26 protein-coding genes and 1 tRNA gene are annotated in these 23,956 nt (G+C 61.6%); 6 read left to right on the top strand and 21 right to left on the bottom strand.

All coding sequences use genetic code 11. The annotated features are described in order from the left end of the window. Positions 1-334: 334 nt before the first annotated feature. Positions 335-841 (top strand): hypothetical protein, encoded by a 507-nt coding sequence (locus tag DS839_RS28820; RefSeq protein ID WP_119273969.1) that lies wholly within the window; start codon positions 335-337, stop codon positions 839-841. A 251-nt stretch (positions 842-1,092) separates the two neighbouring features. Here the strand turns inward: DS839_RS28820 and minE are convergent, their stop codons facing one another. The 4 genes from minE to DS839_RS28800 form a co-directional block, all read right to left on the bottom strand. Next, positions 1,093-1,365, bottom strand: a complete 273-nt coding sequence (gene minE, locus DS839_RS28815) for a cell division topological specificity factor MinE (RefSeq protein ID WP_119273968.1) — start codon at positions 1,363-1,365, stop codon at positions 1,093-1,095. After that, positions 1,362-2,177: a septum site-determining protein MinD gene (gene minD / locus DS839_RS28810; RefSeq protein ID WP_119273967.1), complete on the bottom strand. Its 816-nt coding sequence runs from the start codon at positions 2,175-2,177 to the stop codon at positions 1,362-1,364. The genes minE and minD overlap by 4 nt, the downstream gene beginning before the upstream one ends. Positions 2,178-2,198: 21 nt before the next feature. Continuing rightward, complete coding sequence (gene minC / locus DS839_RS28805; RefSeq protein ID WP_368911976.1) at positions 2,199-2,858, bottom strand: septum site-determining protein MinC; 660 nt, start codon at positions 2,856-2,858, stop codon at positions 2,199-2,201. Positions 2,859-3,053: 195 nt separating this feature from the next. Then, positions 3,054-3,440 (bottom strand): cupin domain-containing protein, encoded by a 387-nt coding sequence (locus tag DS839_RS28800; RefSeq protein ID WP_368911975.1) that lies wholly within the window; start codon positions 3,438-3,440, stop codon positions 3,054-3,056. A 271-nt stretch (positions 3,441-3,711) separates the two neighbouring features. On the opposite strand from DS839_RS28800, the gene DS839_RS28795 reads away from it, so the two are divergent. Next, complete coding sequence (locus DS839_RS28795; protein ID WP_119274049.1) at positions 3,712-4,401, top strand: MT-A70 family methyltransferase; 690 nt, start codon at positions 3,712-3,714, stop codon at positions 4,399-4,401. Here the strand turns inward: DS839_RS28795 and DS839_RS28790 are convergent. Both DS839_RS28790 and DS839_RS28785 read right to left on the bottom strand, forming a co-directional pair. After that, positions 4,379-5,173 (bottom strand): BglII/BstYI family type II restriction endonuclease, encoded by a 795-nt coding sequence (locus DS839_RS28790; RefSeq protein ID WP_119273965.1) that lies wholly within the window; start codon positions 5,171-5,173, stop codon positions 4,379-4,381. The genes DS839_RS28795 and DS839_RS28790 overlap by 23 nt on opposite strands. A 124-nt stretch (positions 5,174-5,297) precedes the next feature. Beyond that, positions 5,298-5,382, bottom strand: a tRNA-Leu gene (locus tag DS839_RS28785). 101 nt (positions 5,383-5,483) lie between these two features. Here DS839_RS28785 and lipB point away from each other — a divergent pair. Further along, entirely contained in the window at positions 5,484-6,161 is a 678-nt protein-coding gene (gene lipB / locus DS839_RS28780) for a lipoyl(octanoyl) transferase LipB (protein WP_119273964.1), read from the top strand. 170 nt (positions 6,162-6,331) lie between these two features. Here the strand turns inward: lipB and DS839_RS28775 are convergent, their stop codons facing one another. Both DS839_RS28775 and DS839_RS28770 read right to left on the bottom strand, forming a co-directional pair. Then, a complete protein-coding gene (locus DS839_RS28775; RefSeq protein WP_119273963.1) occupies positions 6,332-6,610 on the bottom strand; it encodes an acylphosphatase in 279 nt (92 codons plus the stop codon). Further along, positions 6,607-8,604 carry an acetyl-CoA carboxylase biotin carboxylase subunit gene (locus DS839_RS28770; protein ID WP_119273962.1) on the bottom strand — a complete coding sequence of 666 codons (1,998 nt, stop codon included), beginning with the start codon at positions 8,602-8,604 and terminating at the stop codon, positions 6,607-6,609. Before DS839_RS28770 ends, DS839_RS28775 begins: the two co-directional genes overlap by 4 nt. 120 nt (positions 8,605-8,724) lie before the next feature. On the opposite strand from DS839_RS28770, the gene trmFO reads away from it, so the two are divergent. Continuing rightward, positions 8,725-10,134, top strand: coding sequence for a methylenetetrahydrofolate--tRNA-(uracil(54)-C(5))-methyltransferase (FADH(2)-oxidizing) TrmFO (gene trmFO / locus DS839_RS28765; protein WP_119273961.1), 1,410 nt, complete (start codon positions 8,725-8,727; stop codon positions 10,132-10,134). Here the strand turns inward: trmFO and DS839_RS28760 are convergent. From DS839_RS28760 to yajC, 7 genes are all read right to left on the bottom strand, one after another. Next, the gene (locus DS839_RS28760; protein ID WP_119273960.1) at positions 10,118-11,878 is read right to left on the bottom strand and encodes a DUF4153 domain-containing protein; all 1,761 of its coding nucleotides are present in this window, start codon (positions 11,876-11,878) and stop codon (positions 10,118-10,120) included. The two genes, trmFO and DS839_RS28760, sit on opposite strands and share 17 nt — an antisense overlap. Positions 11,879-11,927: 49 nt before the next feature. Then, positions 11,928-12,761, bottom strand: a complete 834-nt coding sequence (locus DS839_RS28755; protein WP_119273959.1) for a phytoene/squalene synthase family protein — start codon at positions 12,759-12,761, stop codon at positions 11,928-11,930. Beyond that, on the bottom strand, positions 12,758-13,165 hold the full coding sequence (locus DS839_RS28750) for an Mth938-like domain-containing protein (protein ID WP_119273958.1): 408 nt from the start codon (positions 13,163-13,165) through the stop codon (positions 12,758-12,760). Before DS839_RS28750 ends, DS839_RS28755 begins: the two co-directional genes overlap by 4 nt. Beyond that, positions 13,165-14,124 (bottom strand): protein translocase subunit SecF, encoded by a 960-nt coding sequence (secF, locus tag DS839_RS28745; protein WP_119273957.1) that lies wholly within the window; start codon positions 14,122-14,124, stop codon positions 13,165-13,167. The genes DS839_RS28750 and secF overlap by 1 nt, the downstream gene beginning before the upstream one ends. Before the next feature lie 12 nt (positions 14,125-14,136). After that, positions 14,137-15,741: a protein translocase subunit SecD gene (gene secD, locus DS839_RS28740; RefSeq protein WP_162918871.1), complete on the bottom strand. Its 1,605-nt coding sequence runs from the start codon at positions 15,739-15,741 to the stop codon at positions 14,137-14,139. Position 15,742: 1 nt separating this feature from the next. Next, positions 15,743-16,651, bottom strand: coding sequence for a preprotein translocase subunit SecD (locus DS839_RS28735; protein ID WP_162918870.1), 909 nt, complete (start codon positions 16,649-16,651; stop codon positions 15,743-15,745). A 132-nt stretch (positions 16,652-16,783) separates the two neighbouring features. Next, complete coding sequence (yajC, locus tag DS839_RS28730) at positions 16,784-17,128, bottom strand: preprotein translocase subunit YajC (protein ID WP_119273954.1); 345 nt, start codon at positions 17,126-17,128, stop codon at positions 16,784-16,786. A gap of 160 nt (positions 17,129-17,288) precedes the next feature. Here yajC and DS839_RS28725 point away from each other — a divergent pair, with 160 nt between their 5' ends. Then, positions 17,289-18,164: an ATP-binding protein gene (locus tag DS839_RS28725; protein WP_119273953.1), complete on the top strand. Its 876-nt coding sequence runs from the start codon at positions 17,289-17,291 to the stop codon at positions 18,162-18,164. A gap of 19 nt (positions 18,165-18,183) precedes the next feature. Here the strand turns inward: DS839_RS28725 and DS839_RS28720 are convergent, their stop codons facing one another. The 4 genes from DS839_RS28720 to DS839_RS28705 form a co-directional block, all read right to left on the bottom strand. Beyond that, positions 18,184-18,894 carry a HEAT repeat domain-containing protein gene (locus DS839_RS28720; RefSeq protein WP_119273952.1) on the bottom strand — a complete coding sequence of 237 codons (711 nt, stop codon included), beginning with the start codon at positions 18,892-18,894 and terminating at the stop codon, positions 18,184-18,186. A 12-nt stretch (positions 18,895-18,906) separates the two neighbouring features. Further along, complete coding sequence (locus tag DS839_RS28715; protein WP_162918869.1) at positions 18,907-19,569, bottom strand: glutathione S-transferase family protein; 663 nt, start codon at positions 19,567-19,569, stop codon at positions 18,907-18,909. A 231-nt stretch (positions 19,570-19,800) separates the two neighbouring features. Beyond that, positions 19,801-21,174: a peptidoglycan DD-metalloendopeptidase family protein gene (locus DS839_RS28710; RefSeq protein ID WP_119273950.1), complete on the bottom strand. Its 1,374-nt coding sequence runs from the start codon at positions 21,172-21,174 to the stop codon at positions 19,801-19,803. 132 nt (positions 21,175-21,306) lie between these two features. Further along, on the bottom strand, positions 21,307-21,564 hold the full coding sequence (locus DS839_RS28705) for a hypothetical protein (RefSeq protein WP_162918868.1): 258 nt from the start codon (positions 21,562-21,564) through the stop codon (positions 21,307-21,309). A gap of 140 nt (positions 21,565-21,704) precedes the next feature. Here DS839_RS28705 and DS839_RS28700 point away from each other — a divergent pair, with 140 nt between their 5' ends. Next, entirely contained in the window at positions 21,705-23,135 is a 1,431-nt protein-coding gene (locus DS839_RS28700; RefSeq protein ID WP_119273948.1) for a homospermidine synthase, read from the top strand. A gap of 73 nt (positions 23,136-23,208) precedes the next feature. On the opposite strand, the gene DS839_RS28695 is transcribed toward DS839_RS28700, so the two are convergent. Together DS839_RS28695 and DS839_RS28690 are read right to left on the bottom strand one after the other, a co-directional pair. Beyond that, positions 23,209-23,544 (bottom strand): hypothetical protein, encoded by a 336-nt coding sequence (locus DS839_RS28695; RefSeq protein ID WP_162918867.1) that lies wholly within the window; start codon positions 23,542-23,544, stop codon positions 23,209-23,211. Positions 23,545-23,620: 76 nt separating this feature from the next. Then, a complete protein-coding gene (locus DS839_RS28690) occupies positions 23,621-23,896 on the bottom strand; it encodes a cupin domain-containing protein (RefSeq protein ID WP_368911983.1) in 276 nt (91 codons plus the stop codon). Between the last annotated feature and the right edge of the window lie 60 nt (positions 23,897-23,956).

Here is a 23,956-nt window from a genome sequence, read left to right as displayed (position 1 = left end):
TCGGTCGTCCTACCCTTGTCCACCCTACTATGGATATTATCTGCCCCGTTACGGCTCTGATCGGCCCTGTAAGAGCACCTATCGGCCGTATTACCGCTCATCTCCTTATTCCGGACATTACAAACGGTGGTGGCTCTTCGACTGACGCTCTGCCGGCATGTGCCCGGGCAATCCGCCTCGCCGCTCGATCCCGCTTGGCAATCGCCGGCCATTGGCGCAACACTGCGGCTTATGGCGACGAAGGCGACGATCACGCGGCCGGGCTTGCGGCGGCATTCGTGAAAAATCGCGTTGATCCCGAAAGAATTGAGACACGAATAACGAGGGGCTCGAAATGCGCAAACTCCTGGCCTTGATGGTGTTGTTCTGCGGCACGGCAGGCGCTGACGCCGCCGAGACGCTGAAATGGTGTTCGGAAGGCGCGCAGTTGTTGCTCTCTCAGGGGGATGACAGCTGGATATTGAGGGTCGAGGGCAAGCCCGATGAACGCCTGACTGACCGGCGTGACATAACCGGTGTCGACTTGATCCTCTACGACGACAGTACCGAACAACGCCAAAACGATCTGGTCTACACGCGGGGCCGAATCTTTCGGCCCTGCAAAGCAAAAACGAGCGCCCCTGAGAAAGGAAGCGAGCGCGAGGCCGAGCTGGAGGCGGCCATCGAAAAAACCCGCGCGGACACTTCGAAGCTCGAAGCGGCCATCGAAAAAGCCCGCGCGGAGACTGCGAAGCTTGAGGCGGCCATCGAAAAAATCCGCGCGGAGACTGCAAAGCAGAAGCAGACATTGCCGAAGCTGCGCCGCGCCATTACGCTCATCCTGCAGGACGTGAAACGCTAGTCCAGGATGAGTTTAGATCCGCCTCACAACCCTCACCCTGAGGTGGCCGCGAAGCGGCCCTCGAAGGGTGGCAAGCGGCAAGATCGTCGTCCCTGGATCATGCTTCGAGGCTCCCCCGGCTCAAGGCCGGGGTCGCGCCTCAGCATGAGGGTGTTTCGGCGGGCCGACTCTTTTTCAAGTCATCACGCACTAACGCCGCGGTGGCGACACCTGCAAACCCAAGGATCTGGTAGCGAGGTTCGAGGATACCCCTAAGCGGCTCCCATCTTCGGCAGGTCGAACTTGTTGGGGATCTCGATATCCACCTCGAGGACCGAGACGGGGTCGCCGCGATCCATCCTGATCTGCACCCTGTCCGGCTCGAGCGAGACATGCTTGGCAACGACGGCGAGGATTTCCTCGCGCAGGACGTTGAGCAAGTCGGGCTGGTTCGACGCCTTGCGTTCGTGGGCGAGCAGGATCTGCAGACGCTCGCGCGCCACCGGCGCCGAACCGCCTCTGCGAAAGAACTTGAACACGTTCATGCGGCCCTCCGTCCGAAGAGTTTGTCGAACAGTCCCCGTTTTTGGGAGGGAACGGTCATCGAGACGCTTTCGCCCTGGAGCCGTCTCGCGGCCTCCATATAGGCGCGGGCGGGCGCGCTCAGCCGGCTGCTGAGGGTGACCGGCGAGCCGACATTGGAGGCGCGCAGCACATCCTGGCTCTCCGGGATGATGCCGAGCAGCGGGGTCGAGAGAATTTCGAGCACATCGTCGATCGAGAGCATCTCGCCTCGCGCCGCGCGCGCCGAGTCATAGCGCGTGATGAGCAGATGCTTGTCGATGCGCTCGCCGCTTTCGGCCCGCATGGTCTTCGAATCGAGCATCCCGATGATGCGGTCGGAATCGCGAACCGACGATACTTCCGGATTGGTGACGATGACGGCGGCATCGGCATAGCGCATCGCCAGGATGGCGCCGCGCTCGATGCCGGCCGGGCTGTCGCAGATCACCCAGTCGAATTTCTCCTTGAGCTCGCCGATGACGCGCCCTACCCCTTCCTCGGTCAGCGCGTCCTTGTCGCGCGTCTGCGAGGCGGGCAGCAGCCACAGGCTCTCGAGCCGCTTGTCGCGAATGAGCGCCTGCGACAGCTTGGCGACGCCCTGGATGACGTTGATCAGGTCGAAGACGACGCGCCGTTCGGCGCCCATGACCAGGTCAAGGTTGCGAAGCCCCACGTCGAAATCGACGACGACGACCGTTTCACCCGTCTGCGCAAGCGCGGCGCCAAGTGACGCCGTCGTGGTGGTCTTTCCCACGCCCCCCTTGCCAGACGTCACGACCAGGACTTTTCCCATTCTAACTCCTCCTAAAAACCCTCAATTCAGCGCCGTGATCATCATCACATTGTCGTTCAGCCAGGCCTGCATCGGCCGGCCGCGGAGGCCGGCGTCGATTTCCTCGGCAGTGCGGTAATAGCCGTTGATCGCCAGGAGCTCGGCTTCGATCTTCTGGCAGAAGATGCGCGCGCGGGCGTTGCCCATATGACCCGCCATGGCGCGGCCGCGCAGCGTCCCGTAAATGTGGATCGACCCGCCGGCCACGACCTCGGCGCCCGATCCGACCGAGCCCAGCACGCTCACATCCCCTTCCGGGAAGATGATCGACTGGCCGGAGCGCACCGGACGATCGATCAGCAACGATGCGACTTGTGGTTTCGGAGCCGGCACCGGTGCCTTCGTCGGCTCGGGCCGCGACAGCGCAATGACCTCATGGCCGTTTACGGGACGGCCGGAAAGGAGCGGCGGCAGATCGGGTCCAAGCTGCGCCGGATCGGCGCTTTCGAGGCCGATGACGCGGATGTCGCGCTCGAGCAGACAGGAGACCAGATGAGCTATGCCCGGCCTGTGCAGCTTCACATTCGCCAGGTCGAGCACGACCGGCCGGCCGCCGAAGAATCCGGGCTGGCGCGCCAGCCAGCCATCCAGCTGCGCGAGCCAGTCGATGAGGGGTTCTTCGGGAGTAAAAACGAACGCCATGTATGATCGCCCAAGAAAGCGCATCGTGCGTTGGTTTGCGATCGGCATGGCGAGTACAATTCCTGCGTCGTTCAGATTTCATTAACCTGTATCGATATGGTTAATGGAGCCTTAACGATCGCGCGTTGTCCTCGCACAAATTTTGAATCGTGCAGCAGAAGCCCAAAGGGCGAAGGTGGGCCTGTTTTCCGCCATCTACGACTCGGCAAGCCAGTGCCGCACTGGCGCATCCACGCCTTCGACCGAGGCTTCGAAGATCGGCGACGACAGCACGGCATGCATATGCAAGATGCCAGTGCCGGCATTGCGGAAGCCATGCTTTCTGTGCGCCGGGATCAACAAGGACTGGCCGGCTTTCAAGACGGCATGCTGGTCGTCGATCCACATGGCGGCCTCGCCCACGAGAACGGTCAGCACCTCCTCCACCGGATGGGAATGAACAGGTGTTCCCTTGGTCGGTGCCACCCATTGCTCGAAGATGCACAGTTGCGTCGCGCCGGTCAGGGCCGAGACCAGCATCCTGGTTTCGACGCCAGGGCGCCATTCTTCGCGCGGCTGAACGTCGGCGGTGACGACCTGCATGGCTACGATCTCCTCATGCCCCCAGGTGGGTGTTATTTCGAGCCCGACGTACGAAGCCGTTCAAAGCCTGCCAATTAATCTATTTAAGGTAGCGTCATCGCATACATGCTATTGACAGTAGTTGCGACATCACATAGAACATACACGGAACATGTGAGTCGCCATAGTCGAGGTTCCTACGAATAAACAGGAACGTGGATAGCGTCCATCTATGCCTATGTGGCGGGAGAACCGTATGCTTGAATCTGAGAGAATCAATTGGAATGCGTCAATGACGAAAGCAACGCCGGACCCGTCAGTTGGACAAAGTTTGCTACAGGCGGTTGGAGATTTGCGGTTTGGCACTATATTGGCCGATCCGCCGTGGCAATTTCAAAACAAGACAGGCAAGGTTGCACCGGAACATCGCCGGCTTAATCGTTACTCGACGATGACGTTGCAGGAGATATGCGACATACCGGTCTCTCAGATTGCGGCACCACGGTCACACCTCTATCTGTGGGTCCCGAACGCCCTATTGCCTGAAGGTTTGGCGGTAATGAAAGCCTGGGGCTTTGCGTATAAGAGCAACATCGTATGGCATAAAGTCCGCAAGGATGGTGGCTCTGACGGGCGCGGCGTTGGTTTCTACTTCCGCAATGTAACGGAACTGCTCTTATTTGGGGTGAAGGGCAAGAACGCCAGAACACTCCGACCAGGTCGCCGACAAGTCAACTTCCTGAAGAACGGCCAAGAGGATCATGATGAGTTGTTCGCTACTCGCAAACGGGAGCATAGCCGAAAGCCGGATGAACAATACCAGATTATAGAAGGTTGCTCTTGGGGGCCTTACTTAGAAATGTTCGCTAGGGGTACCCGGCCAGATTGGGTCGTATGGGGTAATCAGGCAGACGACACCTATCGACCGACCTGGGACACCTACGCCCATCATTCCCAGGCTAATCGGATTCCTGCTGAGTAGCTTCGGCTTCGGCTATCAATTCCTTTATAGCTTCGGCGGGCTCTCCAAAGGTCACGGTGGAGTCGGGCAATCCTACGAGGACAAGCGGACAAGGATTCCCGACGCCGCGCTGGACACGGTCTTCCAACTTTCTCCAATGGGTAGTTGATGCGCCGTATTTATCGGAAACGAACAAGTCAGCCCAAGCCTCACCAAAAACTGCGCCGCGCTTAACCCTGCCTAGGATTGCCGCTACTTGCCGGCTTGTAGGATTCAATCCGACATTCCTCAAATGATCAATGTCACCAAGTTTCCTATCGCCCGCAAAACGCCGCACCAGCGGCCGCATATTATCTTGGAGCGACAGTCCCCGCGTTACGATGATGCCGACCGAGATTGCGCCCTCGGCGTGGAGTCGTTTGAAGTTCTCCAGGTCCCGGTCAAAGAACGGGTCCTTGTTATTCCACTCGATTTCAAGAGCGACAATGCCTTTGTCGAAGCGCTTCACGTGATCGATTTCGTGCGACTGTGATTCCTTCTTCTCGCCGTCCACGATCTTTTCAATCACAAAATTATGCTTTAGCCAGCCGTGTTCGGCCAAGGCTTTTCGCAATCTTTGCGTCCCTTTCGTTTCACCACCTCCTGATCCGACTATTTCCTCAATCGGAATGGTGACGTTAGCCAACACCGCCTCTAGCTGGCCCGATGCATCGGGAAAGTCACCGCTGAGAATGGCTTGCGCGTGGGAGTGAAACTCAACCTGAAAGCCCTTTTTTGTGAGCGCTTCAAACATCGAATCCTCGCCTTAGCTAGCAATCTGCGAAGGGGCGCGTTCGGCTTTTTCAGCCTACACAATGAAGCTAAACAAGCAACTCCGTTACTCGTCTAACCTCCTGAAATGTATTGATTTTACTGCATGGTGCGGCCGAGAGGACTCGAACCTCCACGATGTTACTCGCTAGCACCTCAAGCTAGTGCGTCTACCAATTCCGCCACGGCCGCAAATCATTGGAAGCGGGCGGTGTGTATCAGGCAGATTTGGCGAAATCAACCCCCGTGAACGGGCCCTTTTCTCGAGGTCGCCCGGGGACTATCTAAGGCCCATGCGCCCGCGCTCGAGCCTCGCTTTAGCCCTCAAAACAGGCCTCCCGGCACGCTGGGAAACCTCATCCGGGCTCGTGTCTTACGAGGACGCCTTGGCCCGCATGGAGCGTGAGACGCTGGCCATCGCCAAAAGCGAGGCGCCCGAGCTCGTCTGGCTGCTCGAGCACCCGCCCCTCTATACCGCCGGCACCAGCGCCAAGGACGGCGATCTCGTGGCCCCCGACCGCTTCCCGGTCCATAAAACGGGCCGTGGCGGGCAATATACCTATCATGGCCCCGGCCAGCGGGTCGCCTATGTGATGCTCGACCTGCGCCAGCGCGGCCATGACGTCAGGGCCTTCGTCGCCGGCCTCGAAAGCTGGATCATCGCCACGCTCGCCGCCTTCAATGTCAAAGGCGAGCGCCGCGAGGACCGGGTCGGAGTGTGGGTCAGGCGGCCCGAGAAAGGTCCCGGCATCGAGGACAAGATCGCCGCCATCGGGATCAGGGTGCGCCACGGCGTGAGCTTCCATGGCATCAGCCTCAATGTCGATCCGGACCTCAGCCACTTCTCCGGCATCGTCCCTTGCGGCGTCCGCGACCATGGTGTCACCAGCCTGGTCGATCTCGGTCTCCCGGTCACGATGGAAGATGCCGATCTGGCGCTCCATGGCGCCTATCGCGACATTTTCGGCTGATATTCCCTGCGCCAGTATCTGAAGGGATTCCCCTAAATTATTGATATTGCTTGGTGAGTGTCCCGTTTCGCGGCGTTTTGATCCCGCTTTTCGAGATTTACCCTGTAACTTCCCTGTATTTTCAGGGAGCCACCGACAATGGCCGGCCGGGGCAACCAGCAAGATTTCTCTCAAGCCGTCGGCAATACTGAAAAATCTTTCCAGCCTTCATCGGCGATGGCGGTGGCGACGACATTGTCCACCTTGGCCCCTCTCGGCCCCCGCCAGCATTCGTCCAGCATGCGGACCACCGCGTCCTCTTGGCCCTTGAACACCGCCTCGACTGTGCCGTCGTGCCGGTTGCGCACCCAGCCCGCGAGACCCAACCTTTCCGCCTCGGAGGCCGCCCAGGCGCGATAGCCCACTCCCTGCACCCGCCCGGTGATCTGGGCATGCAGGACCTTGGTCATGCGAATTCCATGATGACCGCATCGACGGCGAGGCTGTCACCCTTCTTGACATGGATCTTCTTGACCAGCGCATCGCGCTCGGCCCGGAGAATATTCTCCATCTTCATCGCTTCGACGATGGCGAGCGGCTCGCCCGCCTTGATCTCCTGGCCCTCGGTGACCGCGATCGAGACCACGAGGCCCGGCATCGGGCACAAGAGCTTCTTCGAGGTGTCCGCCGCCTTCTTCACCGGCATCAGCCGGGCAAGCTCCGCCTCCTTGCCGTTGAACACGAAAGCATCGACGGTGACGCCCTTATGTGACAGGCGATAGCCATTGAGGATGCGGCGCACGAGGACCGAGACGGGCTTGCCGTCGATCTCGCCGCGCCAGATCGGGTTGCCGGGCGTCCATTGACTGCGCACGAAACCGGCCTTGCCATTGTTGAGCGTGACCCCTTTCTCGTCCTCGCTGACAATACTGACGGGCAGCCAGTCATTGCCGAGACGCACCACTCTCTCAGGGCTGAACGTCACTGCCTTGCCGTCGATCTGGCCGCCGATGCGGCGCTTGCGCCGGTTCTCGATATTGTCGACGGTGACGGCGACGGCCGACAGAGTAGCCTTGAGGTCGGGTGTGAGCGCGTTGCTGGCAAAACCTTGCGGGAATTCCTCGGCGATGAAGCCGGTCGAGAGCTGGCCCGACTTCCAGCGCTCATTCTCCATGATCGCGGCGAGGAAGGGGATATTGTGCCCTATCCCCTCGACATAGAATTCATCGAGGGCGGCGCTCATGGCGGCGATGGCGGAAGCGCGGTCGGGCCCATGAGTGCAGAGCTTGGCGATCATCGGGTCGTAATAGATCGAGATCTCGCCGCCCTCGAAGACGCCGGTGTCGTTGCGCACCGTGATCCCGTCCTCAGCACTCTCCTTGGGCGGGCGATATTTGATGAGCCGGCCGGTCGAGGGGAGGAAATTGCGATAGGGATCCTCCGCATAGACGCGCGATTCCACTGCCCAGCCTTTGAGCTTCACGTCCTTCTGGGCGAGCTCGAGCCTCTCGCCCGCTGCAACCCTGATCATCTGCTCGACGAGATCGATGCCGGTGACCAGCTCGGTCACCGGATGCTCGACCTGGAGCCTGGTATTCATCTCGAGGAAATAGAAGGAGCGGTCCTGGCCGGCGACGAATTCGACGGTGCCGGCAGAATCGTAGTTCACCGCCTTGGCGAGCGCCACCGCCTGCTCGCCCATGGCTTTGCGCGTCTTCTCGTCGAGCAGCGGGGACGGCGCTTCTTCGATGACCTTCTGGTTGCGCCGCTGGATCGAGCATTCGCGCTCGCCCAGATAAATGACATTGCCATGCTTGTCGCCCAGGACCTGGATCTCGACATGGCGCGGATTGACGATGAATTTCTCGATGAAGACGCGGTCGTCGCCGAAGGATGATTTCGCTTCCGAGCGCGAGCGCGCGAAGCCGTCCTTCACTTCCGCATCCGATTGCGCGACGCGCATGCCCTTGCCGCCGCCGCCGGCCGAGGCCTTGATCATCACCGGATAGCCGATCTTCTTTGCGATCTTCACCGCCTCGGCTTCGTCCTCGATGACGCCGAGATGGCCCGGAACGGTCGACACCTTGGCCGCGGCGGCCGCCTTCTTGGATTCGATCTTGTCGCCCATGGCATCGATCGCCTGCGGATTGGGACCGATGAAGGTGATGCCGGCCTCGGCCAGAGCCTTGGGGAAAGCCGATCTCTCAGAGAGGAAGCCATAGCCCGGATGGACGGCTTGCGAGCCGGTCTTCCTGCAGGCCTCCACGATCTTCTCGATGACGAGATAGGACTGGGCCGCGGCCGGTGGGCCGATGAGGACCTTCTCATCCGCCATCTCGACATGAAGGGACGCCGCGTCAGCTTCGGAATAGACAGCGACGGTCTTGATGCCCATGCGGCGTGCCGTCTTGATGACCCGGCAGGCTATTTCGCCCCGGTTGGCGATCAGGATCTTCTTGAACATTCATCCTCCCACAGACAGTCGTCATAGCGGCTCGGGACGTGCACGTAAACGCCATGATGCCGGGGCCCATCAAACATGCTAGGTTGGAGTTTCGAGGCTCGGTGTGATAGGTCCCCGGCCATGACGATTAAGCCCATTCATATCATCGGCGGCGGCCTGGCCGGCAGCGAGGCCGCCTGGCAGGCGGCGGAAGCCCAGGTGCCGGTCGTGCTCCATGAAATGCGCCCGGTCCGGATGACCGATGCGCACAAGACCGAGGGCCTTGCCGAGCTCGTCTGCTCCAATTCCTTCCGTTCCGACGATGTCGCCACCAATGCGGTCGGCCTCCTGCATGAGGAGATGCGGCGCGCCTCATCGCTCATCATGCGCATGGGCGATCGCCACAAGGTGCCGGCGGGCGGCGCCCTTGCCGTCGATCGCGACGGCTTCTCGGCCGCCATCACCGAGACGCTCGAGCGCCATCCGCTCATCACCATCGCGCGCGGCGAAGTTGCGGGTCTGCCGCCCGAAGAGTGGGACAATGTCATCATCGCGACCGGGCCGTTGACCTCCCCTGCCCTCGCCGAGGCCATCCAGGCCCTCACCGGCGATGCGGGGCTTGCCTTCTTCGATGCCATAGCCCCCATCGTCCATCGCGACACGATCGACATGGATATCGCTTGGTACCAGTCGCGCTATGACAAGCCGGGTCCCGGCGGCACCGGCAAGGATTACATCAACTGCCCGATGACGCGCGAGCAGTATGAGGTTTTCATCCGTGCGCTGATCGAGGGCGACAAGGCCGATTTCAAGGAATGGGAGAAGTCGACGCCCTATTTCGACGGCTGCCTGCCGATCGAGGTGATGGCCGAGCGCGGCCCCGAAACCTTGCGCCATGGGCCGATGAAGCCGCGCGGCCTCACCAATGCGCATCAGCCGACCGTCAAGCCCTATGCCGTCGTGCAATTGCGCCAGGACAACAAGCTCGGCACGCTCTACAACATCGTCGGCTTCCAGACGAAGCTCAAGCATGGCGAGCAGCTGCGCGTCTTCCGCACCATTCCCGGCCTCGAGACGGCGGACTTCGCCAGGCTCGGCGGCCTCCACCGCAACACCTTCCTCAACAGCCCCAAGGTCCTCGATACGGGCTTGCGGTTGAAAGCTTGCCCGCGCCTGCGCTTCGCCGGTCAGATCACCGGCGTCGAAGGCTATGTGGAAAGTGCCGCCATGGGGCTCATGGCCGGACGCATGGCGGCCGCGGAACGGCTCGAGCGAAGCTTCGTCCCGCCGCCCGCCACCACCGCCCATGGCGCGCTCATCAACCACATCACCGGCGGCCATATCGAGACGACCGACAACAATTCAGGCTCGTTCCAGCCGATGAATGTCAATTTCGGCCTGTTCCCGCCGGTCGAGATCCCGAAAGGGACCGACGGCAAGAAGCCGCGCGGCAAGGACAAGCAGATCGCCCGCAAGCACGCCTACACCTCGCGCGCCTTGCGCGATTTCGACCAGTGGCTCGGCGCCAAGCCGGCTATTGCTGCAGAATGACCCAGAAGCCCATGCTGAGATAGGCCTGCTTGTCGTTGAGCGTGCCTTGCGTCTGGATGATGACGAGCCGTACACCGGGCTCGACGTCGTAGATGATGGGGCGCTGCTGATACATTGGAACCTGCGAGGATTTGGCGAGCTCGGCTTTGATGTGTTCCAGCAGGACCCGCACCGGGATCGACCATTTTCTTTCGCCGATCGTGATCTCCAGTGCCTCTCCCGCACTCTTCGCCCATATGTCGGACTGCAGTGTGACGGAAGTATTCGAATAGACCTGGAAAGGCCCCACGAGCCGGCCCTGCCCGCGGATGTCCTGCGCTACGGGCGTGGCGGCGCCGAAGCTCACTTGATCAGACACAGGTGTCGACTGATCGAGGGTCAGGACCGTGCGGATTTTCGTCATGGCATCCCAGCCCGTCGCGCCGCCGGCGAAGGGATCGTCTTTGCGGCCTTCAAAGAGCGGCTTCACCTTGTCGAGCCCACCCATATAGTTGAGCGCGCCCAAAGTGGCGTCGATCTCGCGCCTGCCTTGATCGCTCAGTTTGGGGATCTGCTCGACGATCTTGCCGTCAGGCGTGAGCAGCTTCTCGCTGGTGAGGAAACCCATGAGACGCCCGAACTGGCTGCCGATCGAGACACTGTTGGCGCCCCAGGGCCCCACCGAGCCCAAGAGAACGAGGAGCGCGAAACTGCCGAGGAGTACCCGCATATCGGCGCGGTTGCGGCGGATCGCCAGATAGAGGGTCACGATGGCGAGCCAGACGGCAACGATCGCGATGCCATAGCGATCCGGCGTCACGCCATAGGTCTGAACGCGCTCCCAGATCGCGATGGCGAGCAGAATGACCGGGACGATGGTGAACCAGAACCAGAAGCGCATGAAGAAGCGCAACAGCCAGGTGCCGGTATCGCGCCAGGGCCAGGCGATGAGCCAGCTCGCGGTGCCGCCCAAAGCGAAGATGGTGACCATGATGCCGATCTGGCCCCGCGGCAGGACGCCATTGAGCAGGATCTTCACGGCATAGGCATGCAGGATCAACGTGTAGATGACGGCGATCGGCACCAGCACGTAATTGACCAGCACCGAGACGCCACGTTCGATGAGCGTGTCGCGGGTATTGGCGAGGGTCACCTCCTCATCGAGCCGCGTTGGCGCCAGCGCCAGGCCATAGAATGGCGCGATAAGCGCGGCCGCGGCCGCCCAGACATGCTCATGCGCTTGCCACGGTATGTCGACATCGAACAGGAAATTGAGGCTTTCGATGATGGCGGAGACGCCGCCGGCGAAGATGAGCCCGACGACGATCGCCAGCAGCACGGCAAGGCCGAGCCTGAGGTTGAACAGCCAGAGCGCCCCTTGTTTGGCATCGGCGCGCAGGAAGCCCGCGATCATCAGGAGCGGCACCAGGCCGGCGAAGAGGAAAAGATGCGAGGTCCTGAGGCCCAGATCCCAATAGGCCAGGATCCCGGCCACGAGGCCCGCTATGCCAGCGAGAACGATCTCGGTGAGCTTCGGCAGGTTCCGGCTCTGGGCGAAGTAATGCGCTGCACCCGCGGCGAGAAAGGCGGCAGCACCTCCCAGATAGACATGATTGCCGGACTGGCCGCCATCGCTCACGACATCGGCGATATCGAGCTGGGCATAGATGAAGACGAGAACGGAAATCAGCGCGGGAGCGGGAAAGCGCGCCAAGGTCTCGGAAAGATCGGGGACAAGGCGGCTCAGGCGGCCGGCAAGACTCATGAAGGCTCCGTGGCGTTAGGCCAACGAGTGTGACAGAGCGATTGTGGCGCTACAATGTCTGGGCGCGGGCGTTGCGGTAGAGCGCCCATTGCCGGCGCCATTGAGCGACATCGGCGATCTCGCTGAGGCTTCGGGCGCCAAGCTTGGCCAGACGCGCCAGATAGAGGCTGGTGAGGCTCGCGGGCAAATATGCGGGGAATGTTTCGGCCGTTATGGCCTTTGCCCTGGCTTCCGTGAGCCTCTTCTCGGCGTGGGCGCGAAGTTCGGCCAGCACTTTCGCGACCGTTTCGGTGTCGCGGCCGGCCAGCAGATGCGCCGGCGACAGGCCGTGGCGCTCGAGCATGTCCTTGGGAATGAAACATTGGCCGCGCGCGCGGGCAAGCGGCAGTGAGCGCAGGAGCCCGGTTATGCCCATGGCGACGCCGGCGAGGCCTGAGACATCGCCGAGCGCCTGCGCGGCGTTCCGGTCGAGGATCAAGGCGGCAAGCTGGATGAGCATGGACGAGGTCTCGCCGAGATAGCCCTCGAGCGCGCCGAGGCTCGGCATCGGATCGTCATAGAGGTCGAACTGGCGGGCCTCGATCATGTTGATGAAGGCCTGTTTCGGGAGATTGGCTTCGGTGATCACAGGGGCGAGCGCCTCGGTGACCGGATGGCCCGCCGGTTCGCCGGCATAGAGGCCTTCGATGGCGTCATGCCACCATTTGAGGCGGATCTCGCCCAGCGTCGCCTCGCTCACCGTCTCACGGATGCGGGCGACCTCGATATTGAAGGCATAGAGCGCCAGGAGACTGGGCCTCAGATGATCCGGCGCGAAGAGCGCGGACAGATAGCGGTCCTTGTCGCCGGCGCGGACGAGGTCGTGGCAGTAATCGAGGCTCATCGGACCGCCTCGACGGCGATCAGAGCGGCCGTGACGTCGCGCTTCTCGGCGAGGAGGATGTTATAGGTGCGCACCGCCGCACCGGTCGTCATGGCTTCGAGCGCGACTTGGGCCTCGGCGAAGGCTTTCCTGAGTTCGGCTGAAGGAAAATGCATCTCGCTCCCCGTCCCGAAGAGCAGGAAGGCCGGGCGCTTGTCGCCTGAGAGGACGGCGGCGAAGTCCTCCTTGGTGACGTCGGAGAACCGGCCGGGACGCCAGGCATGCATGCCATTGGCCAGGATCAGCAGCGAACCCTGGTGCGACATGGCGGCAAAGCGGAAACCGCCATTGCCATAGGAATCGATGGGCGCGCGTTCGGGGAGAAAGCGGTCTCCCTCACCCGGCGGATGAGGGTCGCTCGTCATCAGGGCCGCGCCGCCGCCGTCTTCTTCTCCACTTTGCTGCCGCTCGGCTGGATCTGGATGGCATCGCGGTTGACGCCCAGGATCGCCAGCAGCGACGCAGCCGAGAAGATCGACGAATAGGTGGCGATGATCACGCCCCAGATCATGGCGAGCGTGAAGCCCTTCAGCACCTCGCCGCCGAAGATATAGAGCGCGAAGAGGGCGAGAAGCGTCGTCACCGAGGTCAGCAGCGTTCTCGGCAGCACGCTGTTGATCGAGAAGTCGATCAAGTCGGCGAGCGGCATCTGCTTGTACTTGCGCAGATATTCCCGGACGCGGTCGAACACGACGACGGTGTCGTTGAGCGAATAGCCGACGATGGTCAGCAGCGCCGCGATGATCTGCAAATTGAATTCGAGCCGGATCAGCACGAAGAATCCGATCGACAGCATGATGTCATGCAGAAGCGACATAACCGTCGCAATGGCGAACTGCCATTCGAATCTGAACCAGATATAAATAAGAATTCCAATGATCGCGACGAGCATGGCCACGATACCCTGTTGGGCATACTCACCGGATACTTTGGGACCGACGACATCGATGGACAGATATTCGATCCCGGCGCCCAATACCTGCTTGACCTTGTCTTGAACGGTCCTTTGGACGTCCTCGCCGCCCTCGATCGTCGGCAGGCGGATCAGCACTTCATGCCCCGAGCCGCCGAAATCCTGCAATTCGGCATCGCCGAAGCCGAGACTGTTCACCTTGCTGCGAAGCTCGTCGAGATTGGCAGGCTGCTCGGTGCGGATGACGAAGACTGTGCCGCCCTTGAAATCGACGCCGTAATTGAGGCCGACGAAGACGAAGAGCAGGAGGGAGGCGAGGCAGGCAAGACCGGATGCAAAGTAGCCGTAACGGCTCCAGAACATGAACTTGATCTTGGTGTCGTCCGGTATGAACCGAATGGGCTTGAACATGTGAATATCCGCTTAGAGCGGGACCTCTTTGGGTTTCGTCGTTCGCACCCACCACGAGACGATGAGGCGGGTGAAAGTGAAGGCGGTGAACATGGTGGTGAGGATGCCGATGGCATGGGCGATGGCGAAGCCGCGCACCGGACCCGAGCCGACGCCGAACAGCACCACGGCGGCGATGAAGGAGGTGATGTTCGAGTCGAGCACCGTCGCCAGCGCCGCCCGGAAACCGGTCTCGATCGAGTTGAGCGCGGTGCGCCCGTGACGCCATTCCTCACGGATGCGCTCATAGACCAGCACGTTGGAATCGACCGCGATGCCCATGGTGAGCACGATGCCGGCGATGCCCGGCAAGGTCAGCGTGAAGCCCGCGACCGACATGATGCCGATCAACAGGATGAGGTTCACGATGAGCGCGAAATTGGCGAATATGCCGAACAGGCCATAAGCGATCAGCATGAAGATCATGACCGCGACCAAGGCGATGACCGAGGCGACGGCGCCGGCCCTGATCGAGTCCGATCCGAGGCTCGGCCCCACGGTGCGCTGCTCGACCGGGATCAGCCGCGCCGGCAAGGCGCCCGAGCGCAGCACGATGGCGAGGCTGTTGGCTTCCTCGACCGTGAAATTGCCGGAGATCTGGCCCGAGCCGCCAAGGATCGGCTCGTTGATGCGCGGATAGCTGATGACCTGGTTGTCGAGCACGATGGCGAAGGGCTTGCCGACATTGTCGGTGGTGAGCTTGCCGAAGCGCAGCGCGCCCTTCTGGTTGAAGCGGAAATTGACGATCGGCTCGTTGTTGCGCGAATCGAAACCGGCCTGCGCGTCGTTGAGGTCGGCGCCATCCACGGTCGCCGCACTCGATGTCTGCACCCACAAATTCTGCTGCGGGTTTTCCTTCAACGGATAGGACGCGCAATCCTGGGGCGGATTGTCGGTCGCCGAATTGGGCTGGCTTTCGCAGACGAGCTGGAAGGTGAGCTTCGCCGTCTGGCCGATCATCTTGACGACCTGGTCGGGATCGCCGACGCCCGGCAGCTGGATCACGATGCGGTCCCTGCCCTGGCGCTGGATCGAGGCCTCGGCGATGCCGGTGCCGTTGACGCGGTTCTCGATGATGCGCAGCGACTGCTCCACCGCCCGGCTCACACGCGCTTCGAGGCCGGCCTCGGAGAAGCTGAAAGTGAATTGCTGGCCGGAGCGCTCGAGATTGAAAATATGATTGGCCACGCCGGTACCGAACATGCCGGTGTCGATCGGCTGCGTCAGCCCGCGCAGGACCTCGTTCGCCTTGTCGGCATCGGCGGCCTCGGTGATCTGCACGATGACGCCGTTCGGCGTGCGGTTGAGCTTGTAGCCGATGCGGGCGGTGCGCAGAGCCGCGCGGACATCGCCCATCTGCTGGACGATCAGCGTGTTGACGAGCTCCTTGCGGTCGACCTCCATGAGGACGTTGGAGCCGCCCTGCAAATCGAGGCCGAGCGTCACCGGGCGCAGGATCGTGTACTGGTGCAAGGTGTCCTGCATGTTCTTGGGCAGGATGTTGGGCAGCGCAAAGAGGATGCCGGCGAGCACCGAAAGCAGGATGGCCACGACTTTCCAGCGGGAGAAATAAAGCATCTTAAGGATCTTGCTGCTTTGCCCGGGCATCAGTGCCGGGGCCGGTTGCTATGTAGTGTATTCGCGCCGGCAAAGCGCCCGAGCGCAGAGCGAGCGCCACGCTCCAGGCTTCTTCGGGCGTGAAATCCCCCGAAATCTGACCGGCGCCGCCGAGAACAGGTTCATTGATGTGCGGAGCGCTGACAACGCGCTGGTCGAGAATGATGGCAAGAGACTTGCCGACATGATCGCTCGTCAACTTGCCAAAACGTTCAGCGCCCTTCCGATTGAACTTGAAATTGATCACCGGCTTCTTGCTGGCGGGATCGATACTTGCTTCACCGTCATCGATGTCGTCCCCGCCGACCACAGCGCTCGTCGCCGTCTGAACCCAGAGTTTCTCTTGAGGAGCCTGCTTGAGCGGGTAGGCGACGCAATCCGCCGGCGGGACATCCCCTGCCTCGGCGGGCTGGCTTTCACAAACGGCCTGGAAGGCAAGCGTTCCTTTCCGGCCGATCATCCTGGCGGTCTGCACCGCGTTGGTGTTGTCCGGCAGTTCAATGAGGATGCGGCGGCGGTCCTGGCGCCGAACGGAAGCATCCGTGACGCCCAGGCGATCGAGGCGGTCATGGAGGATCTCTATCGACTGTTCCACGGCTTGATTGATCAGGGCCTCGCCCTCCGTGTCCGAGAGCGTGAAGGTGAATCGCTGCCCTGACCGCGCAAGAGTGAAGATCGGATTGCCGCTTCCATCGCGGTTCGATCGGACAAGGCCGTCCAGTATCTCTCTCGCCTTTTCGACGTCACCGGCTGCCAAAATCTCCGCCGTCAGGCCCTTGGGCGTCGCCTTGACACCGTTGTCGCTGATGCCTGCGTCCCGCAAGGCGGCGCGCACGGCGCCAGCCTGCCGGGCGATCACCGTATCCAGCAAGTCCTCGCCATCAAGCTCCGCCAGGAAACTCTCTGCCGAGACGTGGGATACGGCGAAAGTGGCGCCGGCAAGTCCTGTAGCCAGGATGGCGGTGACTTTCCAGCGGGGGAAATGAAGCATCTGACGCCGATCTTACTTCTTCGCCGCATCGTCCTTGATGGGCTCGCCCTTGGCGCGGACCTCGGCAATGGCGCTGCGCACGATGCGGACCTTCACATTCTCTCCGACTTCCACCAGGAGCTCGCGCTCGTCCACCACTTTCGACACCCGCCCGATGAGGCCGCCCGAGGTCACGATCGTATCGCCGCGGGCAACCTTGCCGATCAATTCCTGATGCTCCTTCTGCCGCTTCTGCTGCGGGCGGATCAGCAGGAACCAGAACACCACCATGATCATCACAAGTGGCAGAATCATGCCGATGAAATCACCGGTGCCGGGCGACCCCGTGGCCTGTGCAAAAGCGGGGGTTATGAACATTTCGGGGCTGTCTCCTCTGGGCGGTTGAGGCGGGTAAATAGGGCCGCCCGATTTGGGTTTAGGGGTATATAGCGCCGAAAACCACCATTGCAACCAAATGTCACCTGCCTGCCGCGGGCCTTCTTGCCCCTGGAACGTCAAGGGTTTATGGACCGGCGCCATGCCAAAAGACCTTTCCCAAGACGAACTTGCGGCCACTTTGAGCCGGATCGCCGCCGCCCTCGAAAGGCTGGCCCCTGCCCCCTTGCCGCCCGCCGACTTGGGCTCGGCCGCGGCCTTCATCTGGAACGCGCCGGCGCGGCGGCTCGAGCCTGTGGCCAAGGTCAACCGGGTCGATATGAGCCTGCTGCGCGGCATCGATCAGACCCGCGACATCCTCATCGACAATACCCGCCGCTTCGCCGCAGGGCTTCCCGCCAACAACGCGCTCCTCTGGGGCGCGCGCGGCATGGGCAAGAGCTCGCTGGTCAAGGCCGCGCACCATCTCGTCAATGAAGAGACGGGAAACCGGCTCAAGCTCGTCGAGATCCATCGCGAGGATATCGAAAGCCTGCCGCAGCTCATGACCCTGATCCGCGCCCGGCGCGACCTTTCCTTCATCGTCTTCTGCGACGATCTCTCCTTCGATGCCAATGACACGTCCTACAAGTCGCTCAAGGCGGCGCTCGAAGGCGGCATCGAGGGCAGGCCTCAGAACATGATCTTCTATGCCACCTCGAACCGCCGGCACCTCCTGCCGCGCGACATGATGGAGAATGAACGCTCGACCGCCATCAACCCGTCAGAGGCGGTGCAGGAGAAGGTCTCGCTCTCCGATCGCTTCGGCCTGTGGCTCGGTTTCCACAATTGCTCGCAGGACGAATTCTTTGAAATGATCGAGGGTTACGCCCGCCACTTCAAACTCGGGATCAAGCCGGAAGAGATGCGCGCCCAGGCCGTCGAATGGGCGACGACGCGCGGCAGCCGCTCGGGCCGCGTCGCCTGGCAGTTCGTCCAGGACCTCGCCGGTAGGCTCGGTGTCAAGATCGAGGGTTAATACATCCCCCTTGCGGAAATCAGCTGGCGAATCTGCTGCGCAAGTATCGGATCTGTCGCCGGTGATGGAGCTTCACGACGCGATATTGCTCGCGGCTGATTGCGGCTTTGATGGCCTCGATTGTCCGCTCCATATCCTGCTTCCGGACGATGTAAGCAAGCTCAGTCGAACTGGCTCTGCGAACCGACTGGTCGTCATTCTGTAAAAAAGCTAGCAGGCGATCCACGCGACGCGCATCCCAGTCAATAGTGTACAGGAAGGCCTCAGCCGCGACACCTGCTTTGCCCGGCGCCCGCGGAAGAAATCTCTTCACCGCTTTGATCGCCGTCGGTGTTTTTATCTCGGCCAAAGCCCAGACCGCTCGATCCTGCACGAGGGGATGTTTGTCCTTCAAGGCGAGGATGGAGGCCGACTCGAACGACGACAGGGCGTGTTCGGCGATGATCTCGAGGGCCTCGACCCTGACAAGCTCACCTCTGTCCACGAGCGCAATTGGAAGGGCGTCGATCAGAACCTTATCAAACCGTTTGCGCAGCTTCTGCAGCGCATCAGAGCGATGAACTTGATGGCGCGCTTTTCTCGCCAGAGAAGCGAGCCGCAGGCGGTCATGCGGCTTCGATGTAGAAAGTGCCTCTATTTCGAGGAAAACATTTGGTTTTTCTCGACTCTGTCTTGCTGCGACCGGCCGTTTCTTCTTGACGGCCTTCCTGTCTTTCTTGCTCGTTGCCATATGGGTGGCCGGTCAACCCAAAGCCTTCTCATGGGCCGTCCATTCCTCGGGGCTTCTGCCGAACTCGACCATGACCCATTTGCGATAGGCCGGACGCTGCTGCAGCGCCTCGAACCAGCGCTGGATGTGGGGCGTGTCGAGTCTCTTTTCCGCGAGATTGAAATAGCGCCAATAGAGCACGCCGAGAACAATATCGCCAAAAGAGAAGCTGTCGCCGGCGAACCATGGAGATGACGACAAAGCCTTGTCGGCGATCGGCAGCATCTTCGCCAGGTTCGCCTCGGAGTCGGCGATCACCTTGTCGTTGCGCTGGGCCCGGGGCAAACGCACCTGGTGCCAGAACATCGCCGAGATCGGCGGCACCGCATTGAGCTGCTGCCATTCCATCCACTGCTCGGCCATGGCCAGCGCCTTCGCGTCTTTCGGACGCAAAGTGCCCTCGCCATAGCGCGCCGCCAGATAGCGCACGATCGCGTTCGATTCGAACATGGTGATGTCGCCGTCCTTGAGGACGGGCACGAGTCCGTTGGGATTCATCTCGAGAAAGCCCGGCTCGCGGTTGCCGCCAAAGCCGCCGCCGACCACCTGACGGTCGAAGGGCAGGCCCAGCTCATCCAGCGCCCAGACCACTTTCTGCACATTGCTCGAACTGCGGCGGCCCCAAACCTCGATCATGAACAACTCCCTGAAAAGCAATAGCCCGGCCGCTAATGTCCCGGTTCGCAAGTTCGCTGAGCATGCCGCACCTCCGAACGAACTTGCGAACCGGGAGGACATTAGCAAACTAAATGATTCTGGCGTGCTCCTGGACGCGAAGCTCCTGTAAGTGCTTGCGGCTTGAGAACAGGAGCTTCGCGTCCAGCACGCCAGTGCCGGGCTATTGTGTCAGTCGGTATGCAGGCGTGTCTAGTTGGCGGCGGTCGAGGCGTTGAGGAAGCGCATCGGATCCATAGCGGTGGCGCCTTTACGCACCTCGAAATGCACTTGCGGGCTCGACACCGAGCCGGTCTGGCCGGCCTTGGAGATGACATCGCCGCGCTTCACCGTGTCGCCACGCTTCACGAACAGGTCCTTGTTGTGCGCATAGGCGGTGACCCAGCCGCCTTCATGGCGGATGAGCACGAGGTTGCCATAGCCTTTGAGCTCGTTGCCGGCATAGGCGACCACACCGGCTTCGGCGGCACGCACGTCCGTTCCCTCCGGAACGGCGATGTTGATGCCTTCATTGCGCAGGCCGCCCGGCTTCGAGCCATAGCCCGAAATCACCCGGCCCTTAACCGGCCAGCGGAAGCTCAGGCTGCCCGCTTCCTGCGCCGGCTGCCCATTGTCGACCACTTGCTGCTGCGGCTGCTCGATTGGCTTCGGCGCGGCGGTGGCCATGTTGTTGGCCGCCGGTTGGTCGACGGCGTCATTGTCGTTGTCGAGGCCGGCCGAGGCGCTTTTGTTCACGGCCGGAGGCGTGTGCTCGGGCTGGTGGCCGGCAACCGCTGGTGCTGTGCCCGAACCGTTCTTCGGGATACGCAACGACTGGCCCTGGCGCAGCGCCTCATTGTTGGAAAGGCCGTTCAGCCTGGCAATGGTGAAGGGATGAACGCCATAGGTGCGACCCAGCGAATAGAGGGTCTCCCCGGCACGGACGGTGTGCATGCCGCCGCCTGAAGCGAGCGTGCTGTCGGGTTTGGCATAGGCCGGCTGCGGCGCCACGGCATTGCCGCGACCCGGAATGACCAGCGTCTGGCCGACACTGACCGAATAGGGTGCGGCGAGGTTGTTGGCGCGCGCCAGTTCGCTGACATTCAGCTGGTTGGCGCGGGCGATCGAATAAAGGGTCATACCGGGCTCGACCCGGACCGTTCCGGACCTGGCCGCCATATTCGGCTGGCTATTGCTGGAAGGCTCGGCCTCAGCCGCCTGCCCGCCTTGCGGCTGATACGTCGGCTGCTTGTAAACCGGCTTGTAGGTCTGCTGGTAATTATAGCCATTGCTGGCGTAGTTCTGCCCCGCCTTGCTGGTGGCGCTGGGGGCCAGCGGCCGGCGCGAGACCGTGTCGCGGTCGTCGGACGAGGCCACGGCCGTATCCCTGTCGCCCGTATCCTCGCCGCCGCGCTGGACCTTCTTGGGTACCGAGGCGGTGTAGAGGGTGTCTTCCGAGGAAGAGGAGGATTCGGTGAAACGGTCCACCGAGCCGGAACAGGCCGAGAGCAGCACAGCAGCCGCAACGCTGATGAGAAGCGACGCTTTCGACGGGATACCGGCGGCGCGCACGGGAGAGGAACGCATACCTACACTCCAAGAACCAACTGACAGGGCAACAATGCCCCGTTTAGGTTAAGGGAGAGTTTATCGCGTCAAATCAAGGACAAGTTTTAGGGAACTTGCGGCTGAAATGCGTTTTTCGGCGGGCGGCGGCCCTCAGATGCAGCCGAGGTCGCGCCTTTCGCTGTGTATCTCGCGGCGCAGCTGACGGGCCTGCCGCAGCTCCTCGTCGACCTCTGGCCCCGGATAGTGCTTGCGACGATATCTGAGCGTCGTGTCGATGTGTTTGATGACCTGGCCTTCTTCGCGCGCCAGGCGCTCGCACTGCCGATAGCTCGGCTCGTCATGGCCATAGCGCCCGGCGCATGCGCTCAAGGCCAAGGCCGCCAAAAGAAGAATTGCTGTTTTATGCATCGGATCCCCTGCTCGACGGCTATTTCGTCATTTGTCGGGCTGGCCGTCAAGGTTTTTAACAGGGCAATTTTTTGTGTTATGCGACAAAACTCTCCGCTAAAGAGCAGCCGTCATCAACATCAACGGAGTGCTTGCATAAAATGACCCTCTGGCCACAACACGCGACCTGGAACGGCCCCATCGTGATGATCGGGTTTGGCTCGATCGGACGGGGCACCCTCCCCCTCATCTTGCGCCATATCGCCTGTGACCGGAGCAAGATCACCATCATCGATCCTGACGAGTACAATCGGCGTATCGCCGACAAGGAAGGCATCGCCTTCATCAAGGAAGGGCTCACCAGGCAGAATTACAAATCCGTGCTGACGCCCCTTGTCACCGCGGGGCCTGGCCAGGCTTTCATCGTCAATCTCTCCGTCGATGTGTCATCCGTCGACATCCAGAAGCTGGCACAGGCGACCGGCTCCCTTTACATCGACACCGTCGTCGAGCCGTGGCCCGGCTTCTACTACAACAGCAAGCTCGATAATTCGGCGCGCACCAATTACGCCATGCGCGAGCACGTCCTCGAGCTCAAGGAGAAGTACAAGGGTGGACATACCTCCGTCTCCTGCTGCGGCGCCAATCCCGGCATGGTGTCGTGGTTCGTCAAGCAGGCGCTACTCGATATCGCCGAGGCCACCAAGGTAAAGGTCAAGGAGCCGAAGACGCGGGAAGACTGGGGCAAGCTCATGAAGCGCCTCGGCATCAAGGGCATCCATATCGCCGAGCGCGACACGCAGCGCGCCAAGAAGCCGAAGCCGCTCGACACCTTCGTCAACACCTGGTCGGTGGAAGGCTTCATCTCCGAGGGCCTGCAGCCGGCCGAGCTCGGCTGGGGCACGAACGAGAAGAAGCTGCCGCCCGGCGGCAGGAAGCACAAGACGGGCTGCGGCGCCGCGATCTATATCACGACCCCGGGCGCCAATACGCGGGTCAGGTCATGGACGCCGACGCCCGGCCCGCAATATGGCTTCCTCGTCACACACAATGAGGCGATCTCGATCGCCGACTATTTTACCGTTCGCGAGGGTCGCAAGGTCACCTACCGGCCGACCTGCCACTATGCCTACCACCCGTCCAACGACGCGGTCCTGTCGCTGCACGAGATGTTCGGCAGCGGCGGCAAGAAGCAGTCGCATATCCACATCCTCGATGAGGATGAGATCGTCGACGGGCGCGACGAATTGGGCGTGCTGCTCTATGGCCACAAGAAGAACGCCTATTGGTATGGCTCGCAACTCACCATCGAGGAGGCGCGCAAGCTTGCGCCCTACCAGAATGCCACCGGCCTCCAGGTGACGAGCGCCGTGCTCGCCGGAATGGTCTGGGCGATCGAGAATCCCAAGGCCGGCGTCGTCGAGACGGACGAGATGGATTTCCGCCGCTGTCTCGACGTGCAATTGCCCTATCTCGGCCAGATGACCGGCGTCTATACCGACTGGACTCCGCTCACCGACCGCCAGACGCTCTTCGCCGAGGAGATCGACAAGCGCGATCCCTGGCAGTTCACCAACATCATCGTGAAGTAAGTGCACTAATTCCCCTCTCCCCCAACGGGGGAGAGGGCCGAAAGACGCAGCGCCTGCGAGTGGATTGTGTGATTCAATGGCCGCCCTCCACCCACGGCACGCCGGCGTGTCGGAAGGCTTCCGCCAGCGCAGGCTCAAGCTCAACGGCTTCCCAGCGGCGTAACGGGTTGAAATGCTCGAAGAGTTGGGGAAGCAAGCGGAGCCCGAACCGGTTCACGTACCGGCTCGCCTTGTAGCCGGTCTTGTGTTGATCGAAGCGGAGGTCGGGGTCGAGTGACGTCTCGCCAACATAGAGACCCCACCGACCCATGCGGCGGGTGTCTTTGAGGAGCACGACATAGAGCGCATGACGCGCACCCCTGGCACCCGTCGTCGTCACGCGCAGCTGCCGTGCCGCGCGCTCGGCCATCGGCATCCAGTCCGGCAAGTAGAGTGCACCAGGCATCGCACCACGATCACACGCTAAACCGTGCTCATACCGTAGCCTATCGGATCATATAAACCTTGCGGATCGTTTCATGCACCCGGCAGGTGCCTTTCCAGTCCTTGGGAAAGAAGGCCGTCGTGTCGGGTGTGATCTCGATGACGTCGCCCGACTCATGCGTATAGGTGCAGCGGCCGAGAAGGAAATGGCAGAACTCGTCCTTGGTGACATGGCAGTTCCAGAAGCCTGGCGTGCAGATCCAGATGCCGGTCTCGCTCTGGCCTTCCGGTCCCTTATGCAGGACGATGCCTGAGGTGTGCGATTGCCCCTCGATCATGGTCGGGATCACACCCCAGTCCTTGAACGGGCCCGGGTAGCGCGCCGGATCGACGATATG

It is taken from the genome of Taklimakanibacter deserti, assembly GCA_003574785.1.
Note: the sequence above shows the minus strand (reverse complement) of the source record. Positions and strands in the feature narration are given on the sequence as shown.